At 71.1% G+C, this 20,209-nt stretch carries 17 protein-coding genes and 1 pseudogene; 1 reads left to right on the top strand and 17 read right to left on the bottom strand.

Going from position 1 to position 20,209, the window contains the following annotated elements; all coding sequences use genetic code 11:
* Window positions 1-27: 27 nt before the first annotated feature.
* A pseudogene (locus RNB18_RS25790) lies at window positions 28-108 on the top strand (thioesterase family protein); the annotation flags it as partial.
* Here RNB18_RS25790 and RNB18_RS25785 read toward each other — a convergent pair.
* The 17 genes from RNB18_RS25785 to RNB18_RS25705 form a co-directional block, all read right to left on the bottom strand.
* Complete coding sequence (locus RNB18_RS25785) at window positions 102-1,271, bottom strand: esterase-like activity of phytase family protein (protein ID WP_311716499.1); 1,170 nt, start codon at window positions 1,269-1,271, stop codon at window positions 102-104. The pseudogene RNB18_RS25790 and the gene RNB18_RS25785 sit on opposite strands and share 7 nt — an antisense overlap.
* A 151-nt stretch (window positions 1,272-1,422) precedes the next feature.
* Entirely contained in the window at window positions 1,423-2,376 is a 954-nt protein-coding gene (locus RNB18_RS25780; RefSeq protein WP_311716498.1) for an ABC transporter permease, read from the bottom strand.
* Window positions 2,376-3,509 (bottom strand): ABC transporter permease, encoded by a 1,134-nt coding sequence (locus tag RNB18_RS25775; RefSeq protein WP_311716497.1) that lies wholly within the window; start codon window positions 3,507-3,509, stop codon window positions 2,376-2,378. Before RNB18_RS25775 ends, RNB18_RS25780 begins: the two co-directional genes overlap by 1 nt.
* Window positions 3,506-5,086, bottom strand: coding sequence for an ABC transporter ATP-binding protein (locus RNB18_RS25770; protein WP_394817667.1), 1,581 nt, complete (start codon window positions 5,084-5,086; stop codon window positions 3,506-3,508). Before RNB18_RS25770 ends, RNB18_RS25775 begins: the two co-directional genes overlap by 4 nt.
* Window positions 5,087-5,102: 16 nt before the next feature.
* Window positions 5,103-6,197 carry a BMP family ABC transporter substrate-binding protein gene (locus RNB18_RS25765; RefSeq protein WP_311716495.1) on the bottom strand — a complete coding sequence of 365 codons (1,095 nt, stop codon included), beginning with the start codon at window positions 6,195-6,197 and terminating at the stop codon, window positions 5,103-5,105.
* Between the two features lie 88 nt (window positions 6,198-6,285).
* Window positions 6,286-7,002 (bottom strand): purine-nucleoside phosphorylase, encoded by a 717-nt coding sequence (gene deoD / locus RNB18_RS25760; RefSeq protein WP_311716494.1) that lies wholly within the window; start codon window positions 7,000-7,002, stop codon window positions 6,286-6,288.
* Window positions 7,002-7,763 (bottom strand): glutamine amidotransferase, encoded by a 762-nt coding sequence (locus RNB18_RS25755; protein WP_311716492.1) that lies wholly within the window; start codon window positions 7,761-7,763, stop codon window positions 7,002-7,004. The genes deoD and RNB18_RS25755 overlap by 1 nt, the downstream gene beginning before the upstream one ends.
* 58 nt (window positions 7,764-7,821) lie before the next feature.
* Window positions 7,822-8,880 (bottom strand): LacI family DNA-binding transcriptional regulator, encoded by a 1,059-nt coding sequence (locus RNB18_RS25750; protein ID WP_311716491.1) that lies wholly within the window; start codon window positions 8,878-8,880, stop codon window positions 7,822-7,824.
* 126 nt (window positions 8,881-9,006) lie between these two features.
* Complete coding sequence (locus RNB18_RS25745) at window positions 9,007-10,350, bottom strand: amidohydrolase (protein ID WP_311716490.1); 1,344 nt, start codon at window positions 10,348-10,350, stop codon at window positions 9,007-9,009.
* A 219-nt stretch (window positions 10,351-10,569) separates the two neighbouring features.
* The gene (locus RNB18_RS25740) at window positions 10,570-11,268 is read right to left on the bottom strand and encodes an SDR family oxidoreductase (protein WP_311716489.1); all 699 of its coding nucleotides are present in this window, start codon (window positions 11,266-11,268) and stop codon (window positions 10,570-10,572) included.
* 311 nt (window positions 11,269-11,579) lie between these two features.
* Window positions 11,580-12,413 (bottom strand): enoyl-CoA hydratase/isomerase family protein, encoded by an 834-nt coding sequence (locus tag RNB18_RS25735; RefSeq protein ID WP_311716488.1) that lies wholly within the window; start codon window positions 12,411-12,413, stop codon window positions 11,580-11,582.
* A 78-nt stretch (window positions 12,414-12,491) separates the two neighbouring features.
* Window positions 12,492-15,485: an aminotransferase gene (locus RNB18_RS25730; RefSeq protein ID WP_311716487.1), complete on the bottom strand. Its 2,994-nt coding sequence runs from the start codon at window positions 15,483-15,485 to the stop codon at window positions 12,492-12,494.
* Window positions 15,486-15,558: 73 nt separating this feature from the next.
* Complete coding sequence (locus RNB18_RS25725) at window positions 15,559-15,999, bottom strand: Lrp/AsnC family transcriptional regulator (protein ID WP_311716486.1); 441 nt, start codon at window positions 15,997-15,999, stop codon at window positions 15,559-15,561.
* A gap of 124 nt (window positions 16,000-16,123) precedes the next feature.
* Window positions 16,124-16,894 (bottom strand): SDR family NAD(P)-dependent oxidoreductase, encoded by a 771-nt coding sequence (locus RNB18_RS25720; protein WP_311716485.1) that lies wholly within the window; start codon window positions 16,892-16,894, stop codon window positions 16,124-16,126.
* A 157-nt stretch (window positions 16,895-17,051) separates the two neighbouring features.
* Window positions 17,052-18,062 (bottom strand): alpha/beta fold hydrolase, encoded by a 1,011-nt coding sequence (locus tag RNB18_RS25715; protein ID WP_311716484.1) that lies wholly within the window; start codon window positions 18,060-18,062, stop codon window positions 17,052-17,054.
* A gap of 165 nt (window positions 18,063-18,227) precedes the next feature.
* Window positions 18,228-18,887 carry a response regulator transcription factor gene (locus tag RNB18_RS25710; protein WP_311716483.1) on the bottom strand — a complete coding sequence of 220 codons (660 nt, stop codon included), beginning with the start codon at window positions 18,885-18,887 and terminating at the stop codon, window positions 18,228-18,230.
* Window positions 18,888-19,029: 142 nt separating this feature from the next.
* Window positions 19,030-20,205, bottom strand: coding sequence for a low temperature requirement protein A (locus RNB18_RS25705; RefSeq protein WP_311716482.1), 1,176 nt, complete (start codon window positions 20,203-20,205; stop codon window positions 19,030-19,032).
* Between the last annotated feature and the right edge of the window lie 4 nt (window positions 20,206-20,209).

Below are 20,209 nucleotides of genomic sequence, written 5' to 3'. Positions count from 1 at the left end.
CTGCGTCCGCCACTGATCCGGGCGCTTCGCAGGCCCGAAGGCCGCTGGACCGGCCTGGACACCACAGTCACGTTCGGCCCCACCGGCCAGGGAGTGACCTCTCAGATCCCGTGGGCTGCGAAGGCGATGAACTGGGTCGCCTGGCGTGCGGCGAAGTTGTCGTCGGAGACCAGGACGACGGTGCGGCGGCCGTCGGGGAGGCGGGGGCCGAGGGTGATGCCCTCGACGTTGTCGACTCGGGTCAGTCCGGGGACGTCGGACAGGTCGGTCACGAGCGTTTTGCGGACCGGCTGGACGGGCCGTGCGGACGGGTCGGTGAGGGAATCGCGGCCCAGTACGTCGGTGGCGCCGTGGAGGTCGACCAGGTAGATGCGGGCCTTCCAGTTGTTGTCGGTGTAGATCGAGGCGCGCTCCAGGACCAGGAAGCGGTCGTGGTCGAGGGCCACTATGTCGCTGACGCCGTTGGTGTCGGTGCTGCCCGCGGGCGGCGTGGCGAACAGCGGTTCCAGGGGGTAGGCGTACTGGGCCAGGGGTTGCCCGGTGCGTGCGTCGTGGACCGTGATGCGGGTGAGTTCGCCGTGCTCCGGGGTGGGGTCGTCGCCGTCCTGGTAGAGGGGGTCCTCCATGGCGGTGACGATCCGCCGTCCGTCCGGGGTGAAGGTGACTCCTTCGAGGGTCTGGTTCTTGCGGGGGCCGAACTCCTGTGAGTTCATGTGCAGTTGCGGGGGCAGCGGGAGCTGTCCGGTGTAAGCGCCGGTCGTGGTGGCGCGGCGGATCCAGGGGTCGCCCAGGAGAGCCGGTCCGTCGGACGCAACGATGCGCTCGCCCTCGCTCGTCCAGGCCAGGGTGCCGTCGCGCGGGTCGACGGCGATGCCCTCCGGGTCGGGCGCCACGGTGGCGGTGGCGGTCGAGGTGGGCGGGAAGGTGGTGCCGTCCGGGCGCAGCCACGGGTGGGTGCCGGTGAGTTCGACGCCCTTGAGGGTGCCGTCGGCGAAGTCGACGTGGGCGGTGTAGAAGCGGGCGGGGCCGGTCTGCGAGCGGTCGTCGCTGATCACGTAGTACGTGCCGGACTTGACGTCGTAGCTGATCGCGGACAACCCGCCGACGGTGGTGCCCTGGAAGGCCATGGCGTTGGGCAGTTCCCGCTCGCCGAGGAAGTCCAGGCGTACGGCGCTGTCGTGAGCGGCGGCCGGGGTGCCGACGAGGGCGGGGAGGGAGGCGAGGACGACTGCGGAGGCGATGATCCGGGCGCGGGCGGCGCGGATGCTCATGGGGTCTCCAAGGTGGGCAGGCCGGGCGGTGCCGTGGGAACGGTGGCGGTGCGTGCGGCGTGGCCGCGGGTGGGCGGCGACGGGATGTTGACGTTGCCGGGCCGGCCGACGAGGGCCTGGGCGGTGGTGAAGTCGTGGGCGGCGCGGATGCTTACGTGGTTTCCAAGGCGGGCGGTGACACAGGAGCAGCCGCGGTGCGGGACGCGCGTCGGCGGCGCCAGGCGAAGTACGCGAGGGCCAGCAGGGTGAAGACGTACGGGATCGCGGAGACCAGCTGGGAGGGGATGTCGAGGTTGCCGAGCTGGACGGAGAGGGCCTCGGCGGTGCCGAAGCCGAGGGCGGCGAGGAACACGCCCCAGGGGCGCAGGGCGCCGAGGAAGACGGCGGCCAGGGCGATGTAGCCGCGGCCGGCGGTCATGCCGGTGACGAAGAAGGACACGGCTCCCATGCTCAGGAACACCCCGGCCGCACCGGCCAGCGCGCCGCTGAGCGCGAGTGCGCGGAACTGGACCCGGTGGACGTGGATGCCGACCGAGCGTGCCGCCTCGGGGTGCTCGCCGACCGCGCGCAGGTGGAAGCCGAACCGGGCCCGGTACAGCAGCCAGGCGACCGCCGGGGTGGCGGCGAGGGCGGCCCAGGTCAGCACGTTCTGCCCGCTCAGTACCGCGCCGAGGCCGGGGACGTCCTCGATCAGCGGCAGCCGGACCGAGGGCAGCGCGCCGCTGTGGAGCCGGCTGGTCCCGCCCTTGTCGCCTAGGAGCGCGTACACGGTGTACGCGGTCGCGCCCGCCGCCAGGAGGTTGAGGCCGATGCCCGCGATGATGGCGTCCGCGCCCAGGTACAGATGCAGTACGCCGAGCAGCAGCGCGAGCAGCGCGCCGGCGGCGATCCCGCAGACGGCTCCGGCCCACACCGAGCCGCTGTACCCGGCGACCAGCGCACCGGTGCACGCGGCCGACAGCATCGAGCCCTCCAGGGCGATGTTGGGCACTCCGGCCCGCTCGGCCAGGAGCCCGCCGAGGGCGGCGAGGACGTACGGCGTCGACACCCCGAGGATCGCCGCGAGGAAGCCGGTGCTGAGCACTACGTCGAGGACGGGACCCATCAGCGGGCCTCCCTTCGGGCGAGGTACCGCTTGACGAGTTCGGGCAGCGCCCGGGCGGTCACGAGCAGCACGATGACCGCCTGGATGATGGTCACGGCCTCGGAGCCGACGTCGGTCTGCTGCTCCATCACATCGCCGCCGACCCGCAGATACGAGTAGAGGAGCGCGGCGGCGACCACCCCGACCGGGTTGTTGCGGCCCAACAGGGCGACGACGATGCCCTCGAAGGCCAGGCCGCCGGCCATGTCGGGCTGGAGCCCGCCGTAGACCCCGAGCGCGAGGTGCGCTCCGGCCAGTCCGGCCAGCGCGCCGCCGATGACGAAGCTCCACTCGATGGTGCGCGGGACGTCGAGGCCGCCGTACCGGGCGAAGTCCGGGTTGGAGCCGGTGATCCGGATGCGGTAGCCGAGCGGTGTCCTGGCGAGCAGGAACCACACGGCCGCGGCCACCGCGAGCATGCCGAACAGGCCGACGTTGGCCTGGTCCAGGGGAACGCCGAAGAAGTCGGAGAGGAGCGGCAGCGCCGAGTCGGGGCGCACCGGGGCGGACTGCACGGCGCTGCTGCCGGGTGCCTTGAGATGATCGGTGAGGAGATAGTCGAAGACCCGTACGACGACGGCGTTCAGCATCAGCGTGGCCACGATCTCGTTGGCTCCGAGGCGGGCCTTCATCACCCCCGGTACCGCGCCCAGCGAGGCCCCGGCGAGGGCGGCGGCGCCCAGCGGCACCAGCACGGCGGCGACCGGCGGCAGGTGGAGGTTGATCGCCACCAGCGCGCTCGCCAGGGCACCGGCGTAGACCTGGCCCTCCGCGCCGAGGCTGATCTGGCGGGCCCGGAAGGGAATCGCGACGGACAGGCCGAGCAGTGCCAGGGTGGTCGCGTCGGCGAGCCAGCGGCCGATCCGGGGCGTGCGCTCCAGCGGGCCGGTGAGCAGGGCGTTCAGCGCGCCGGTGGCGTCCTTGCCGGTGGCCAGCACGACCAGGAAGGCGATGAGGACGGCCACGGCGACGGTCAGCACCGTCATCGTCAGCTCGACGACCACCGTACGGCGCCGGGTGGCCAGAAACTCCCGGCGGCCCTGCGTCTCGGGCCGCCGCTGCTCCTGCGCGGCCGGTTCCAGGGTCGAGGTCATCGGACACCCGCCGTGATCCGCTCGTCCGGGTGCCGCTCGACACCGAGCATGTACAGGCCGGTCGCCTCCTCGGTGAGTCCGGCCGGGTCGTCGAAACGGGCGACGAGACGACCGTCCTTGATCACCAGCAACCGGTCGGAGAGCGCGAGGAGTTCACCGAGGTCGGCGGAGACCAGCAGCACCGCCGCACCCGCGTCACGGGCTTCGAGGAGCCGCTCGTACATGAAGTGCATGGCGCCGATGTCGACGCCCCGGGTGAGCTGCGCGGCCAGCAACAGGCGTGGCCGGGCGGACAGTTCGCGGGCGACGACGACCTTCTGGAGGTTGCCGCCGGACAGCGCTCCGGCCGCCGCGTCGGGATGCGGGGCGCGGATCTCGTAACGGCTGATCAGGTCCTCGGCGAGCTCGTGGATGCGGCGGGTGCGCAGGATGCCGCGGCGGGCGACGGGGGGCCGGTCGTGACGGTCGACGATCAGGTTGTCGGCGAGGGAGCGGTCCAGGGCCGCCCCGTTGGTCAGCCGGTCCTCGGGCACGTGGGCGACGCCGGCCCGGCGCCGGCCCGCCGCGTCGAGGTGGGTGACGTCGGTGTCGTCCACGGTGACCGAGCCCGCGGTGGGGCGGCGCAGTCCGGCGAGGAGTTCGACGAGTTCGGTCTGGCCGTTGCCCTCGACGCCCGCGAGGCCGACGATCTCACCGGCCGCGATGTCGAGGGACACCCCGTGCACCGCCGGGCCCGCGAGCCCGCGCACGCGCAGCACGCGTTGCCCTGGCCGTGCCGGGGGCTTCGGCACGTCGAGGGACATCTCCCGGCCGACCATCATGGTCGCCAGCTGCGCGGACGTCGCCTCCTCGGTGGGTACGGTGCCGATCACCGACCCGGCGCGCATGACGGTGACCCGGTCACTGATCTCCCGTACCTCCTTGAGCTTGTGCGAGATGAACAGCACGGTCATGCCCGAGTCACGCAGCCGGCGGACCGCCGTGAAGAGGTCGGTCGTCTCCTGGGGGGTGAGCACGGCGGTGGGCTCGTCGAGGATCAGGATGCGGGCGCCGCGGTGGAGTGCTTTGAGGATCTCGGCGCGCTGGCGCATCCCCACGGACACCGCGTCGACCCTGGCCTCCGGGTCGACGGCGAGCCCCGCCTCCTCGGCCAGCGCGGCCGTACGTTCGGCGGCGGCCGCCCGGTCGACGCGGCCGGCCCGGCCCGGCTCGACGCCGAGGACGACGTTCTCGGCGATGGTGAACGACGGGACCAGCATGAGGTTCTGGTGGACCATGCCCACGCCCAGCGCGATGGCGTCCTGCGGTCCGGCGAACCTGACACGCCGTCCGTGGACACTGAGGTGCCCGGCCGACGGCTGCTCAAGTCCGTAGAGCAGCTTCATCAGGGTGGACTTGCCGGCGCCGTTCTGGCCGACGATCGCCCTGATCTCGCCGCCGGGTACCACCAGGTCGACATCGCGGACGGCGCGGGTGCCGTTGGGGTAGGTCTTGCCGAGGCCGGTGGCCTCCAGGGCGACAGGGGCTCTGTCGAGCGTTCCGTCCACGGTCTCGTCGGTTTTCTCCATGGGTTCCACCAGCGTTCCTCGGAGGTCAGAAGGCCGAAGGGACCTTGACGGCACCGGACTTGACCTTCGCGGCCTGCGCTTCGAGTTCGGCGCGCACGGCGGCCGGGACGAGCTTGTCGAAGTTGGCGTTGTCCACGTAACCCACGCCGTCCTCGGCCAGGCCCACGGCGTCGGGCTTCCCGTAGGCGAGGGTGCCGGCCTTGTTCGCCTTGGCCGCCAGATAGAGGGCGTTGCCGGCGTTCTTGAGGATGGAGGTGACGACGGTCTGCCGCTGCGCCGCGTCGGTCAGCGTCTTGTACTGGTCGGAGTCGACCCCGAAGGCGTACCGCTTGGCGGCGACGGCCGACTCGAAGGCACCGAGGCCCGAGGACCCGGCGACGGGCCACACCAGTTCGGCTCCCTGGCCGTACATCGCCGAGGCGATCTGCTTGCCCTTCGCCGGGTCGCCGAACGGATTGTCGCCGCCGACGTACTGCACGAGGACACCGGAGGAGGGATTTCCGCCCGCCGCCTTGAAGCCCGCCTTGAAGCCGACGACGAAGTCCTCGATGACCGGGATCTTCACTCCGCCGATCACGCCCACCTTGCCGTTTCCGCCGCTACCGGGAAGGGCCTTGGCGGCGACGAGCTTGTCGGCGAGGAATCCCGCCAGATAGGCGGCCTCGTTCTGCTTGAAGGTGACGGAGTAGACGTTCGCACACTTGTTGGAACAGCCGTTCTTGCCTGTGTAGTCGACGGATCCGTCGAAAAGCCAGAACTTCTTGTCCGGGTACTCCGGAGCCAGTTTGGAGACGAAGTCGACGGTGTCGACGGTGCCCGCGGCGAGCACGTCGTAGTCGTCGCCGGCGGCGGCGTCCTCGAAGCCGGAGGACCACTTGGTGCGGTCGCTGCCCAACTCCACGACCTTCAGGCTGTAGCCGAGGTCCTTCTCCGTCTTCTTCAGCCCTGCGTACGCCGAGTCGAAGAAGGAACGGTCACCGAGGTTTCCGTTGATGACGAACTTGATTCTCAGCTTTCCGGATTTCCCGGACGAGGCGGAGTCCGTGGCGGTCGAGGCGCTGCATCCGGCGAGGGTGAGGGAGAGCGCCGCGACGGCCCCCAGAATTCTGATCTTGTTCATCGTCTGGATTTTCTTTCTCTGTGGGGACCGATGTTTGCCATTGGCCGAAAGCTATGCAATGCAAAACGTTTTGGCTATGGCCGTCCTGTTAGGAAATTGTTTCCGCGAGGAGTGCGGTGGCCGCGATGGTGACGGCGCGGTCGAAGTCCGTCTCGCGTTCGGCGGGGGTGAGCGCCTCCGCGTGGCGCACATGGTCGCTGACCGTCAGCACGGCGAGCGCGTGGCCGCCCTCGGCGGCGGCGGTCGCGTAGAGGCCCGCGGCCTCCATCTCCACGGCCAGGGTGCCGTGGGCCTCCAACTGCTCGAACAGCGCCGGGCGCTCCAGGTAGAAGTGGTCGGTGGTGAACACGGGCCCGACATGGATGTGCCGTCCGGTCCCGGCGGCCTGCGCGGCGGCCGTGGCCAGCCGGAAGGAGGCGGCGTGGCTCAGGTGCACCCCGTCGATACGGCGGCTGCCCATCGCGGAGTCGGTATGAGCGGCGGTGGCGACGACCACGTCCCGCAGCCCCACCGAGGCGGGTATGCCGCCCGCGGTGCCCACCCGCACGATGCCGCGCACGCCGTAGAACCGGAAGAGCTCGGTGGCGTAGATCGTGACGGACGGCATCCCCATGCCGGAGGCCAGGACGGACAGGGGCACGCCTCGGTAGGTCCCGGTGTATCCCTCGATACCGCGCACGTCGGTGACCAGCCGGGCGTCCTGGAGGATCGTTTCGGCGATACGGCGTGCCCGGCGCGGGTCGCCGGGCATGAGCACTCCCGGCGCGAAGTCGCCGGGGGCGGCCGATATATGAGGGGTGACCATCAGTCGACCTCCCCCACCGGGGCCTGCGCCAGCCAGCGGACCAGCCGGTCCCACAGCTCGGGGTAGCCCTTCCAGTCCAGGAACGCGGGCGGGGCCCAGTGCGGCGCCAGGTCGGACGTGAAGGCCGCCGACCTTCCCGCGCCGTAGCCGCCCACGGCCAGCAACGGATGGCCCGCGCACTCGACGAGGAGCTCCGACCCGTCCCGTATCGTCACCTCGTTGAGCCCGAGCAGATCCGGCCAGGTCCCGTCCAGCCCGTCGACCACCCGGTGCCGGGCGACGACCCGTGGTGGGGCCCCGGCGGGGAGCTCCACCCGGTCGTCCCGGTCGAGCAGACCGACCGGCAGCGCGGCCGCCAGCGGCGTGCGCCCCCAACGGGCCTTGGCGTCGATGCCGGTGAAGGTGAGATAGCCGCCCACCATCAGCAGGCCCCCGCCGCGCTCGACGTAGGCCCGCAGTAGTTCCGTCCGGTCCGGCGTGGGCACCGAGCGGGCGAAGGTCTCCGGCGTGAGCTGGAAACTGTTGGCCCCGACGTCGCTGATCACGACGACGTCGTAGGGCTCCAGACCCTCGGCCGTGGCGGGCAGCCTGCTCGGTATCTCGTGCGCCGGGACGTACGTCACCGTGTGGCCGCGGTCGCGCAGCGCGTCGAGGAAGACCTGGGCGCCCTCGACGTACTCGGAGGTGAAGAAGGAGTCGAACCCCTTCTGATGGACGGAGTGGATGAACCAGGACTCACCCACGACGAGGACATGGGGCATCGCGGAACGACCTTTCAGGTGGTGTGTGGTGCGTGGTGGTGGGGCGGCGGTGCCCTGTTCAGCGGGGCGGGCGTACGGGCGCCGTACTGGCGCGGACCTTCAGCCGGACCGGCAGGATGTGGCGGGAGGCGGGGGGCACCTCGTCCCGGTGGACGTAGCTCAGCAGCTGGGCGCCGGCCGTGCGGCCGACGTCGTAGGCGGGCTGGTGGACGGTGGTGAGGCGGGGGTGGACACGGGAGGCGATCATGATGTCGTCGAAGCCGGCCACCGAGACGTCGTCGGGGACGCGCAGGCCCGCGTCCTCGAGGGCGGCGATCGCGCCGAGCGCCATCAGGTCGTTGGCGGCGAACACCGCGGTGAAGCGGCGCGGGCCGCCGTCCTCCAGGGCCGCGGCGACCAGGTGGTAGCCGGACCGCTCGACGAAGGCGCCCTCGACCTCGGTGACCCCCGCGTCGCCGAACGCCTCCCGGAAACCGGCGATCCGTTCCAGGCTGCTGACCAGGTCCGTCGGGCCGCTGATCGCCAGGACCCGGCGGTGGCCCAGCTCCCTCAGGTGCTGTCCGATCAGTCGGCCTCCCGCGCGGTGGTCGGCGGTGACCAGGATGGTCTGCTCCAGCAGACCGGGGACGACCTCGTCGGCCAGGGCGATGGGGAACCGCCCGAGCAGCGACGCCAGTCGGCCCTGGGAGGGCGGCGATCCCGAGGCGTACACCATGCCGTCGATGAACCGGCCGCGCAGCAGTTCCAGATAGCGGTCCTCGCGGTCGGGGTCGAACTCGGTGTTGCACAGGATGACGCCGTAGCCCAGGTCGTGGGCGGCGTCCTCGACGCCCTTGGCGAGCTCGGCGAAGAACTGGTTGGTGATGTCGGGCACCAGCAGACCTATGACGTTGGTCGAACCGGCCTGGAGGTTGCGGGCCGTCGAGGCCGGTACGTAGCCGAGCCGGCTCACGACCGCGCGGACCCGGTCGGCCGTCTCCTCCGCGACCGGCCTGTTGCCGCTCAGCACATGCGACACCGTGGTCGGGCTCACCCGAGCCGCGGCGGCCACGTCCTTGATCGACGCGGGCCGCCGCAATCGGCGACGCTCCCCGTCCTCGTCCTGCTCACGCGTCATAGTGCTGCACCGCCTTGCCGTGCGAGGTGTCGAGGGGCGGGGGCAGGGGTGCGTCGATCTTGGGCAGGCAGTGGCTTGGGTGGGGGTACGGGGTGCAGTCGGCGGCGTCCCGCGTCCTTGTCCTGCTCAGGGGTCATAGTGCTGCACCGCCCTGCCGTGCGAGGTGTCGAGGAGGGCGGGCACGCGTGCCTCGATCTCGGCCAGCAGCCCCGGCAGGTCCACTGTCAGCAGCCGGCCGTCGCGCACGACGACCCGTCCGTCGACCACGACCGTGCGCACATCGCTCGCCCGCACGCTGTAGACCAGGGCCGCCACCGGGTCGTGCACCGGTCGGCAGTGTGCTCCGCTCAGGTCGACCAGCACGATGTCCGCGGCCCGGCCCGGCTCCAGCGCGCCGATGCGGTCACCGAGGCCGAGCGCCCGGGCCCCGCCGCGTGTGGCCAGCCGGACCGTGTCGGAGACCGTCATCCAGGTGGCGTCCCGCTCGGCCTGCTTCTGGGTCAGCGCGACCAGCCGCATCGCCTCCCACACGTCCAGTGTGTTGTGGCCGGCCGCCCCGTCCGTCCCGGCCCCGACGGCGACACCGGCGTCCAGCAGGCTCCGCACCGGTGTGAGCGGATGCAGGGCGTGCTTCAGATACACCTTCGGGCAGCAGGCCACCCCCGTACGATCCGCGTGCGCCGCCAGCGTCGGCAGGTCGTCCGGGACGATGCCGCACCCGTGCGCGATCAGCGCGCCCGCGTCCAGCACACCGGTCCGCTCCAGCACCGTGATCGGTGTGATGCCACGCCTCGCCAGGCTCGACTCCGTCTGCTCCAGGTGCTCGGCGGCGTGGAGGTGGATCCGTAGGCCCAGGTCCCGGGCCAACTCCGCGACCCGGACGAGGTCCGCGTCCTCGACGGTGTACGGCGCGTGCGGGCCCAGCGACGCGGTGACCCGTCCGTCGCCCGTGCCGTGCAGGGCGGCGGCGGTCCCGGCGCTCTCCTCCAGGGCCGCGCGGCCCTGGCTGCTGAAGCAGGTCGGCGCGATGTCGGCCCGGATTCCGGTCCGTACGACGGCATCGGCGATCCGCTCGGCGTGGAAGTAGTGGTCGGCGAACGTGGTCACCCCGCTGAGCAGCATCTCCGCACAGGCGAGCTCCGCGCCGAGGCCGATGTCGGCGGGGGTGAGGTTGACCTCCATGGGCCACACCCGCTCGTTGAACCAGGCCTCGACACTCACGTCCTCGGCGGCGCCGCGCATCAGCGTCATCGGCCCGTGCGTGTGGGCGTTCACCAGCCCGGGCACGGCGACCAGTCCCGTGCCGTCCACGGTCTCGGCCCCGGCCGCCTCCGGCCCTGAGCCCGCCGGGCCCAGCCAGGCGATCACACCGTCCTCGACCAGGATGTCCTGGTCGGTCTCCACTCGGCAGGAGCCCTGCTCGGGCACCAGAAGCACCGAGCAGGACGTCACGATCAGTCGGCGCATCATGCGGATCCTTCCGTCCGAACCGGACGCTAAGGATCCAAAACGTTTTGCACAAGCCCCGCTGCAGGAGTGCGAGTGGGCTACGAAGGGGTTCTGCGGGCACGCGGTCGGCGACACCCGGCAGGAACGGGTGGCCTCGTTGCCTGCCGAGCTTCATGAGCTCTCCTTGCGGCGCCCGCACCTGCGGTGGTCTCACTCACCGGCGTGCCGGTCGACCGCTCGTCAGGGCAGCTGCGGGTACAGAGCGGTGACGCCTCCGGCCAGCCCGGCCTGCACCTGGCGGCTGATGTCGTCCACGACGATCTCGTAGGCGCCCTCGGCGAGGCCGTCGGCGGCGAGGCGGGCGACGTCGGAGGGGGCGGCCTTGGGCGCGGTGACCGTGCTGGTCATGTCGGTGTCCATGTAGGCGACGTGCAGTCCGGTCACGCGGATGCCCTGGTCGGCGAGCTGGAGGCGCAGGGCGTTGGTGAGCGACCACTGTGCGGACTTGGCGGCGCAGTAGGCGCCGACGTCCGGGAAGCTGAACCAGGACAGGGCGGACAGGATGTTCAGGACGGCACCGCCGCCGCCCGCCGCGATCTGGGGTGCGAAGGCCCTGACCACCGAGAGGGTGCCGAAGAAGTTGGTGTCCATGTCCCGGCGGATGTCGTCCAGGTCGCCGGTGAGCAGGTCGCCGCCGGTGGAGATGCCGGCGTTGTTGATCAGGACCGTCACGTCACCCGTGGCGTCGGCGGCGGCCGCGACCGAGGCGGGGTCGGTGATGTCGAGCGCGATCGGCGTGACGCCGGGCAGGTCGACCTGGTCGGGGTTGCGGGCAGCGGCGTAGACGGTGGCGCCGCGGCCGAGCAGTTCCGCGGCGAGGGCGCGGCCGAGGCCGCGGTTGGCTCCGGTGACGAGAACGGTGCTGGTGGAGAGGTCCATGGAAAAGCTCCTGTGGTGCACGGGGAAACGACGCTGAGTGGGGGAGAGAAGCCCGCGGATCAGATGGCCGAGCCGGTGTGGTGAGCGGACCTCGGCTGCCCGCCGTCGGCGTGGGCGAGCAGCCTGCCGGTGGGGTCGGTGATGGCGGCGGTGGCGTAGGCGGTGCGCCGGCCACTGCTCGGCTCACTGCTCGTCGGCCGCGTCGCCGCGGACCTGCTCCACCAGGCGCCGAACAGGGCGAACCCAGACGGTCTCCTGCCGATGTGGGAGTCGATGGCGGGACGTGCTGTGCCCGGCCACGTTCTCGGTGCCTATGCCTGCTGGTTGATGAGGCCGGCGTAGTGGCCGAGGTTCCGCTCGATCTCGTCGAGACCGATCTCGGCGATGGCCTTCCCGAGTTGTGGCACGCGGGCCTGGAATCCCGGCCAGTTGACGGACTCCGCGAACTCCGCCCAGGACGCGCGCAGGTCGGCCACGGGCGGCAGGGTCGACCGGTTGATCTGCGCCTTGGCGCCCAGGACGGACGCCTTGTCGAAGGACGCGATACGCACCGCGACGCCGTCCACGAAGGCGTCGAGTTCGGCGTCGGGGACGGCCCGGGTCACCCAGCCGTACTGTTCGGCGCGCTCGGCGTCGTAGTCCTCGCTGGTGAGGATCGCTTCGAGCGCGCGGTCCCGTCCCAGCAGCCGGGCCAGACGGTCGCTGCCGCCACCGCCCGGGACGATGCCGATCGCGACCTCGGGCTGGCAGAAGAAGGCTTCCTCGCGGCTGGCGTAGCGCAGGTCGAAGGCCAGGGCGATCTCGTCCCCTCCGCCCCGCGTGCGCCCGCGGATGGAGGCGATGCTGATGAACGGGGCGCCGGTCAGGCGGGTGACGAGTTCGACCCATGTCGGGGTCCCGTCCGCGGCGTTCAGGGCCAGGAGTTCGGGCACCTGGCCGAGATCGGCGTGGTTGAAGAAGTATCCGGGCGTACCGCTGTCGAAGACGACGACCTGAACCTGTTCGTCACGGCTCAACTCGTCTACTACGTCCATCAGTTGGACGACGGTGTCCGCGCCGACGACGTTCACCGGGGGATTGGTGAAGGTGACCCTGCGGATCTTCGGCGCCACGGTCTCGATCGTGAACATGCTGTGCTGGGTCATGCTGGGCTCCATGATCGACATGCCTGAAAGCTAGGGGTCGGCCATGTCGTCGGAAACCATCCCGGGCGCCCGACGGGGTCATCCGCCAGGACGAACCGGCCCGCACCTGTGGGCCACGCCATCTTCGCCCAGCTCGGTGAGGGCGCGGTCGAGGGTCTCGGTGAAGAAGTCGACGGCGGTGGAGTCGATGCACAGCGGCGGCTTGATCTTGAGGATGTTGAGATGGTCGCCGGTGGGCTGGACGATGACGCCGAGTTCGAGCATGCGGTCGCAGAGCTCGCCCGTCTCCTCCGTCGCGGGTTCCAGAGTGGCGCGGTCGCGGACCAGTTCGACGCCGAGATAGAGGCCGGAGCCGTGGACGGCGCCGATGATCCGGTGGCGGTGCGCGAGGGTGCGGAGCCTGCTTTTGAGGCGGGCGCCGTTGCGTACGGCGTTGCCTTGGAGGTCTTCGTCGCGGAGGGTGTCGAGGACGGTGAGACCGGCGATGCTGGAGACGGGGCTGCCACCGGTGGAGGAGAAGAAGTAGCCCTGGTCGCGGTATCTGGCGGCGATTGCCTCGGAGGTGATCACGGCGCCGAGGGGGTGACCGTTGCCCATGGCCTTCGCGACGCACACGATGTCGGGGACGACCTGCTGCTGCTCGAATCCCCAGAACCAGGTGCCCAGGCGGCCGTAGCCGACTTGGATCTCGTCGGCGACGGCCAGACCGCCGTGGCGGCGCACCGCCTTGTACACCTGGTCCAGATAGCCGTCGGGCAGGGCGACACCGCCCGCGTTGCCGTAGTAGGGCTCGCTGATGAAGGCGCCCGGCGGTCGGCCGTCCGCGGCGAGGTCGTCGATGACCTGGACGGCCTCGGGCGCGTAGGCGGAGGCCTTCTCGCCGCGGTGGCGTCCTCGATAGGAGTTGGGTGAGTCCACCGTGTGGACCCAACTCGGCCGGGTGGCAAGGGCGTTGGGGTTGTCGGCGACCGAGGTGGAGACGGCGTCGGAGGCGTAGGTCCAGCCGTGGTAGGCCTCACGGAGGGCGAGGACGTCGGGGTGACCGGTGGCGCCGACGGCCAGGCGGATCGCCAGGTCGACCGCTTCGGAGCCGGAGTTGACGAGGAAGACGGTGTCCAGCGGGTCGGGCAGTAGCGCGGCCAGCCGTTCGGTGAACTCCACGACGGAGGCGTAGTGAAAGCGCGAGTTGGTGTTGAGCCTGCGCAACTGCCGTGAGATCGCCTGTTCCACGCGGGGGTGTGCGTGGCCGAGGGGGGTGACGTTGTTGACCATGTCCAAGTAGGCGCGTCCGTCGGTGGAGAGCAGGTGGTGGCGCCAGCCGCGTTCGATGCGGGGCGGGTCGTCGTAGTAGTGCTCTTGGACGGTGGCGAAGGTGGCGTCGCGTCGTGCGAGCAGGTCCGGTTGCGGCCGGGAGCCGGTGGCGGACATACCGATGAGCGGGGAGGGGTCGGCGGTGAGTGCGAGCCAGCCGGCGGCGTACTCGGGCCTGACCAGTACCGGGACGGCCGGGCCGTCGGGCTGTTGCAGGGAGACGTGGACGTGTGCGCCGGCGGGCAGGGAGACCAGTTGGTCGCCCGAGCGTATCGACGTTCCCGCGGGCGGGCCGGGTTGGACGGCGTCGGTGAAGGTCAGGTGGAGCACGTGCGCCCGGCAGGTCAGCACCGCGTGGCCGGGTGCGGCGTGGAGCAACTCCCCGTCGCAGGGCGCCTGGAGGACGGTCGGCCGCCGGAGCCAGAGGTCGACGCCGGTGGCGATCGTCGCGGGCGAGCTGTGGGACAGCGCCTTTGCTGCGCTGAGCCGTGGCCGGGCGTAGCGGGTGGCCACCGCCGCACTTCCCTGGGCGAGGAGAGAAGCCGCGAGGCGGTCCGGGGTGCTCTCCTCCATCCAGGCTCCGTGGTCCATCGTGTCGGCCTCGGTGGAGAGGTCGAGTATGACGACGTCGTCGGGGGCCGCCCCGGCCACCAGGGGTGTGACCGGCGGTGAGGCAAGGGCTCGGTGCTCGGCCAGGCCGAGGGTCTCGTTGATGAGGCCGGTCATCACCGCGCACGGCACGGCGGTGGCCTGCTCGAAGATCCGCCACTCCCGGTCGAGGTTGGCGTGCACGTAGGCGTTGTCCGCGTCGACCGCGGCCTGGTGCCGCCCGCTCACGACAAGAGTGGCGGCCCGGAGCACGGTGAGCGGCCACAGGGCCGCCGCCTCCTCGGCGGACAGCGGGCGGACTTCATGGAAGGCGCGGACGGCAGGCAGCACGTGGTGCGGCTCCATGCCGTCGTGGTGCAGTATCGAGGACAGGGTGATCGCGAGTTCACCTACCGCCCAACTCGCCGTCACATCCCCGAAGTCGATGATCCCGTCGGGCAGGGGGAGACGGCTGTCGGGTGAGCGGACCAGGTTGTCGTCGGTGAGGTCCAGGTGTACGGCCTGCCGCGGGAGTCGGTCGCCGACCTTCCCCACCTCTGTCCACGCTTCGGCCGTCGCCGCCAGGACAGCGGTGCGGCGCGCCGCTTCCGGTAGGTGCTCCAGGAGCAGGTCGACGACGCGGTCGGCGTACCGCAGATCCCACTGGAGCACACGCTCCAGCCCGGGGTGGCTAAAGGTGCGCAGCGCGGTGCTGACGCGGCCGGCGACGCGCCCCATGGCGGCGACCGTGCGTGGGGAGAGGTGGCGTGGGCCCGACAGGGTCCCGCCGTGCAGATAGCGCAGCAACCGCGCCGTCGCAGGGCCGTGGTCGGTGTGGACGGTGGCGGTCTGTGGGGCGCCGTCCGGTGTACGCAGGACCGTGGCCAGGCGCAGGTCCCGGTGGGCGGCGGCGATCAGGTCGGCGGCGGTGTCCTGGGCGTCGATCTCGGTGGCGCCGAACGCCGGGTTCGCGATCTTGAGGACCGCCGTGGGCGTTCCGTCATCCTGACGCAGCAGGAAGTTGGCGTCCTGCTGGCTGCCCAGCGACTCGGCACGCGCGGCGATTCCGAAGCTCTCGGCGGCGATGCGCCGGGCCTGGTCCGGTGTCACCTGAGGAGCGGCGAGGGCCCCGCGTGTGAAGAAGTCGACGGTGCGCGGCTGATGGTGCGTCATGGCGTCTGTCCTCGGCTGTCGGTGATGGAGGGTGCGGGGGAGTGGCCGAGACACTGTGTGCGCAGGGCGCTGATCAGCCGACGTTCCAGAAGAACCGGTGCGTGTGAATCCCGAAGTAGGGGAAGTTCTCCACCGCTGTCACGCCCTCGATGGGACGCACGACGTCGTTGACGAAGTCCAGCAGGTCACGCGGGCGTTGACAGACGGCCTCGGCGAACAAGTCGAAGGTGCCGGCCGTCAGGACGGCGTAGACGACCTCGTCGTGGCGTGAGAGTTCGTCGGCCACCGCTCGCGGATCGCCGTCGACGCGAATCCCGAGGAGGGCCATGGCCTGCCCGCCCATGGCCATCGGGTCGGTGACGCCGACGACCTGCACCGCCTTGGTGTCGATCAGCCGCTGCAGCCGTTGCCGAGCGGCCGACGCCGACAGGCCGACCTTCGGGCCGAGATCGGCGTAGGGGATGCGGCCGTCGGTCTGCAGCTCGCGCAGGATGGCCCGATCGGTGTCGTCCAAGACGTTCACCTCCTAGGTGCGCGAACAGCTAAGCACGCGATCGAATCACGCGCAATATGCCCACGCTGCCGTCGATTCGATTGTCATGAGACTTGAATCGATCGGTGCCGTGGTTGCACGGGGCTCACGGTCGCGGCCACGTCTCGGGGAGACCGTGCCCGCCGTCGGCCACGAGTGCCGATCCGGTGACGAACGACGCCGATTCGTGTGCCAGAAACAGGACACAAGCCGCGATCTCTTCCGGTGTGGCACTGCGTCCGATCGGGCCCGCCGCGGCGGCCGCCGCCTCGAACTCCAGCTGGGAGCCGGTCGCGACATAGCCGGGGGCCACGACGTTCACGGTGACGCCGTACGCCACCACCTCGAGAGCGAGCGCCCGGGACAGCCCCAGCAGCCCCGCCTTCGCGGCCGTGTACGTGGCCTGCCCCGGCATCGCGCTGACCGTGCCGGTGGTGGAGCCGACCGAGACGATACGGCCGTACCGGGCAGCCCGCATGATCGGCACCACGGCCCTGCACATCAGGAACGCGGTGGTCAGGTTGCGGGACAGCGCCGTTCCCCAGCCGGCCAGAGACAGATCGGCGACCTCGTCGCCCGCGTCCCAGCCCGATGCCACGGACGTCATGCCGGCGTTGTTCACCAGCACGTCGTGGCGGCCCCAGCGGTCCAGCGCGGCCTGTACCAGGGTGTCCGCGGCCCCGTCGACGGTGAGGTCGGCAACCACACCGACGGCTGCCGGCCCCAGCTCCGCCGCTCGCTGGTGCACCCGCTCGGACGTCGCGCCCAACACGACGCGCGCACCCTCCGCGACCAGCCCCCTGGCCACCGCGGCACCGATTCCGTCAGGGGCGCCGGCCCCGGTCACGATGACCACGCGATCTGCGAAACGTGCCATGAGAGACAGCCTTACGGGCGAGGCCACTGCGCCGGTGACCAGCGGAAATTCGGCGGACGGTTCAGATCGTCCCAGGGGGAGCGCGCGGTGGTCGGGGATCTTCGCACCGCTCGCCCTGCTTTGTCCAGCGTGGGTCGGTCTCGCCGCGGAGGGGCCGTCAGCGGTCGAGGAAGGTGTTCACCTCGGTGCCGAACTTGACGGCGTACTGGTAGAGGAAACCGTGGCCGGCGTCCGGGTAGATGTGCAGTTGGGCGTCGGGGAGGTACTTGGCCAGCAGGCGGGAGTTCTTGGCGGGCATGAGGATGTCGCTCTCGCCGCCGGCGACCAGGGTGGGCTGGAAGAGGGCGTTCAGGCGGACGAACTTGGACTTGTCGGGGATGCCCCACTCGGACCACGCGGTGAGCTGGCGGTCGCGGGTGGCCAGGCTGGAGGGGGCGTCGTGGTCGGTGGTGCGCTCGCCGAGGCGCTGCAGGAACTCGCCTCCCGCGGCCTGGCTCGAGGCGGTGTTCTTGAAGAAGAGGTAGAGGTAGTCCTCGGGGCCGGGGTTGTCCTTCAGGGTCCGCTGCAGGATGTTCGGGTCGGATGCGCGCTGGTCCACTCCGCCCTGGGGGCCGGTGGCGGCCAGGACGACGCGGCGGACCTGCCAGGGGCGGCGCAGCGCGACCTCCTGGGCGACCTCGCCGCCGAGGGAGAAGCCGAACACGTCGTAGCGGGGCAGCTTGAGGGCGTCGATGAAGTCGATGGCGTCCAGGGCCATCTGCTGGACGGTGCTGGGGGTGGTGCCGGTGGAGCCGCCGACGCCGACGTTGTCCACGAGGATGACCTCGCGCTTGGCGGCGATGGTGTCGATGAGCTTGGGGTCCCAGCTGTCGAGGGTGCCGCGGAAGTGCTGAAGGAAGACCAGGGGCACGCTGCCGGCGCTTGGGTGGCCGAAGCGGCGGTACTGGTAAGTGACTCCGTTGGCGGCCTTGACGCGCAGGTTGGGGGCGGTGCCGGCGGTCTCCGCGTTCTGCGTCCGGGCGACCTGGTGCCGCGTGCCGCTGGAACTGCCGCTCACGGCGTTGGCCATGCTCGGTGCCGTGGCGGTGAGTGCCGCGACGACCGACACGCCGGCCAGCGCCATCGCGGTCCGCCGGGAGATACGGGTACGTCGATTGATTGAGGGCATGCCATTTCCTTGGGTCGGGAAGGAGGTCTCCCCCGAAAGTGGGGGAGCTGGGAGCGCCGACGCCGGTGAACTCCGGGGGCGGCGAAGGAACTCGCGCATGATCGAGACGCCTGAAAGCTAGGCGGCGGCAAGGTCGTCGGAAACCATTCCGAGCGCCCGGCGGGCTCATCCGCCAGGGCGAACCAGTCCGCTCTCGTAGGCCACGACGACGGCCTCTATCCGGTCGCGGACGCGCAGTTTGGCGAGGATGCGGGCCACGTGGGTCTTGACCGTGGTCTCGCCGAGGAACAGCTTCCCGGCGATCTCCGCGTTGTTCAGCCCGCGGGCGACCAGACCCAGCACCTCACGCTCGCGGTCGGAGAGTACGTCGAGGCGTTTGTCGGTGAGGGGAGCGACGGCGCCCGTGACGTACCGGTCGATCAGCCGCCGCGTCACCGACGGGGCGATCACCGCGTCGCCGCGCAGCACACCGCGGATGGCGATGAGCAGCTCGGCGGTCGGTGTGTCCTTGACGAGGAAGCCGCTCGCTCCCGCACGCAGGGCCGCGTAGGCGTACTCGTCGCGGTCGCACGCGGTGAGGACGAGCACGCGCGTGTCGGGCAGAGCGGCGCGCAACTGCGCGGTGGCCGAGATGCCGTCCAGGCGTGCCAGCCGCACCCCCATGAGGACGAGGTCGGGGCGCAGCGTGAGTGCCTGTGCCACGGCCGCCTCGCCGTCCCCGGCCTCGCCGACGACCGTGAGGTCCGGCTGGCCGTCCACCACCACGCGCAGTGCGACCCGCATCAACTCCTGGTCGTCACAGACCAACACGCCGGCCTCTGTCATGGCGCCCCGCCCTTGGACCTGGCCACCCGCGCCCGGCGAAAGCCCCGGCCGGCTCCGGTGACGGTGACGCTACCGGCGTACATGCCCATGAAAGCCTCCCGGCGATGGGGTGAACAGGGTGAATGAGAAAGGCGCGCCGGCCTCAATTCCCGTCGGCGACCAGGGGACCTGAGGGGATCGGCCTCGCACGCGCGTCCCCCGCCGGACGGCGCTCTTCGAACACGGCCAGGGCGACGACGATCGCGGCGGCGGTGACGGCCGACAGATATGCCGGGGCCGTCGTCGTGACGGCGCATCCGACGACCAGGGCGGACAGCGCGAGCAGCCGTGACCAGAGCAGGTCGTCGAACAGGGTTGCCCCGTGCCATGCCTGCGGGACGAGGTAGAGGGCCGGTCCGCCGAACAACAGCAAGTTCGTGGTGAGACCGGCGTGTTCCAGGGGATGGGCGATGACGCGTTCATCGGCCACGGCGACGACGATCAGCCCGGCGACCGAGGCCATGAGGCTGATGACGCCGCTGCGCGCGGCCCGCATCGGGTCCTCGGTCCTCTGGAAGTGGCGTACGACGCGCTCGGAGCGGCTGAAGAACAGCCAGAACAGCGCGACCGTGCCGGTGAGCGCCACGCCGCTGGTCAGCAGGGTCATCGGCTCGTACGGGGCTGCGGTGAGCGCGGTGCCGGTGGTCATGACCGTCTCACCCAACGCGATGATCACGAACAGGCGTCCGCGCTCCAGCAGATGCCCACCGGCGAAGCCGACCCGCCGCGACTCCAGCCTGCGGCCGGGCAGCGGATGCGCCGTCCAGGTGCCCGCCAACTCGATCAGCAGCGCCGCGGCCCACCATGCCGGCCGCGCGCCGCCGTCGGCCGCGGCTCCGGTCACCCACAAGGGGACGGGGGCGACGAACCAGACCAGGACGCGGCGGAAATGCTCCTGGTTGACAGGGTCGAGGCCGACCGTGAGCAGCCATACCGTCCGGCCGAGGTGGATCAGCAGGAAGGTGGCGACGAAGACCCACCCGGCGTCGCCGAAGGCCCGCGGGATCGCGGCGTTCATGAACAGCCCGACGAACATGACCGCCAGCAGCATCCGCCGGGTCCGCGGGTCCTCGGCCGGGACGAGGGTGACCGCCCAGGTGGTGTAGGCCCACGCCGCGTAGACGGCGAGGTAGAGCACGAGCGTCTGGGCGGCGCCGGTCCACGTCGGGTGGGCCAGCAGCTGATGCGACAGCTGGCCGATGGCGAAGACGTAGACCAGGTCGAAGAACAACTCCAGCGGGGTGACCTCCCGGCGCGCCGGAACGCTGGTCAACTCCACGACG

The organism is Streptomyces doebereineriae (genome assembly GCF_031845645.1).
GTDB classification, from domain to species: Bacteria; Actinomycetota; Actinomycetes; order Streptomycetales; family Streptomycetaceae; genus Streptomyces; species Streptomyces canus.
The sequence above is the reverse complement of the archived record's forward strand: the minus strand, read 5'-3'. Positions and strand labels throughout refer to the sequence as shown.

Excerpts from the sequence above, each read along its gene's own strand:
- RNB18_RS25710 (WP_311716483.1), bottom strand. The coding sequence starts at position 18,887 with ATGACAGAGGCCGGCGTGTTGGTCTGTGACGACCAGGAGTTGATGCGG.
- RNB18_RS25745 (WP_311716490.1), bottom strand. The coding sequence starts at position 10,350 with ATGATGCGCCGACTGATCGTGACGTCCTGCTCGGTGCTTCTGGTGCCC.
- RNB18_RS25730 (WP_311716487.1), bottom strand. The coding sequence starts at position 15,485 with ATGACGCACCATCAGCCGCGCACCGTCGACTTCTTCACACGCGGGGCC.
- RNB18_RS25775 (WP_311716497.1), bottom strand. The coding sequence starts at position 3,509 with ATGACCTCGACCCTGGAACCGGCCGCGCAGGAGCAGCGGCGGCCCGAG.
- RNB18_RS25720 (WP_311716485.1), bottom strand. The coding sequence starts at position 16,894 with ATGGCACGTTTCGCAGATCGCGTGGTCATCGTGACCGGGGCCGGCGCC.
- RNB18_RS25740 (WP_311716489.1), bottom strand. The coding sequence starts at position 11,268 with ATGGACCTCTCCACCAGCACCGTTCTCGTCACCGGAGCCAACCGCGGC.
- deoD (WP_311716494.1), bottom strand. The coding sequence starts at position 7,002 with ATGGTCACCCCTCATATATCGGCCGCCCCCGGCGACTTCGCGCCGGGA.
- RNB18_RS25735 (WP_311716488.1), bottom strand. The coding sequence starts at position 12,413 with ATGACCCAGCACAGCATGTTCACGATCGAGACCGTGGCGCCGAAGATC.
- RNB18_RS25750 (WP_311716491.1), bottom strand. The coding sequence starts at position 8,880 with ATGACGCGTGAGCAGGACGAGGACGGGGAGCGTCGCCGATTGCGGCGG.
- RNB18_RS25765 (WP_311716495.1), bottom strand. The coding sequence starts at position 6,197 with ATGAACAAGATCAGAATTCTGGGGGCCGTCGCGGCGCTCTCCCTCACC.
- RNB18_RS25780 (WP_311716498.1), bottom strand. The coding sequence starts at position 2,376 with ATGGGTCCCGTCCTCGACGTAGTGCTCAGCACCGGCTTCCTCGCGGCG.
- RNB18_RS25785 (WP_311716499.1), bottom strand. The coding sequence starts at position 1,271 with ATGAGCATCCGCGCCGCCCGCGCCCGGATCATCGCCTCCGCAGTCGTC.
- RNB18_RS25755 (WP_311716492.1), bottom strand. The coding sequence starts at position 7,763 with ATGCCCCATGTCCTCGTCGTGGGTGAGTCCTGGTTCATCCACTCCGTC.
- RNB18_RS25715 (WP_311716484.1), bottom strand. The coding sequence starts at position 18,062 with ATGCCCTCAATCAATCGACGTACCCGTATCTCCCGGCGGACCGCGATG.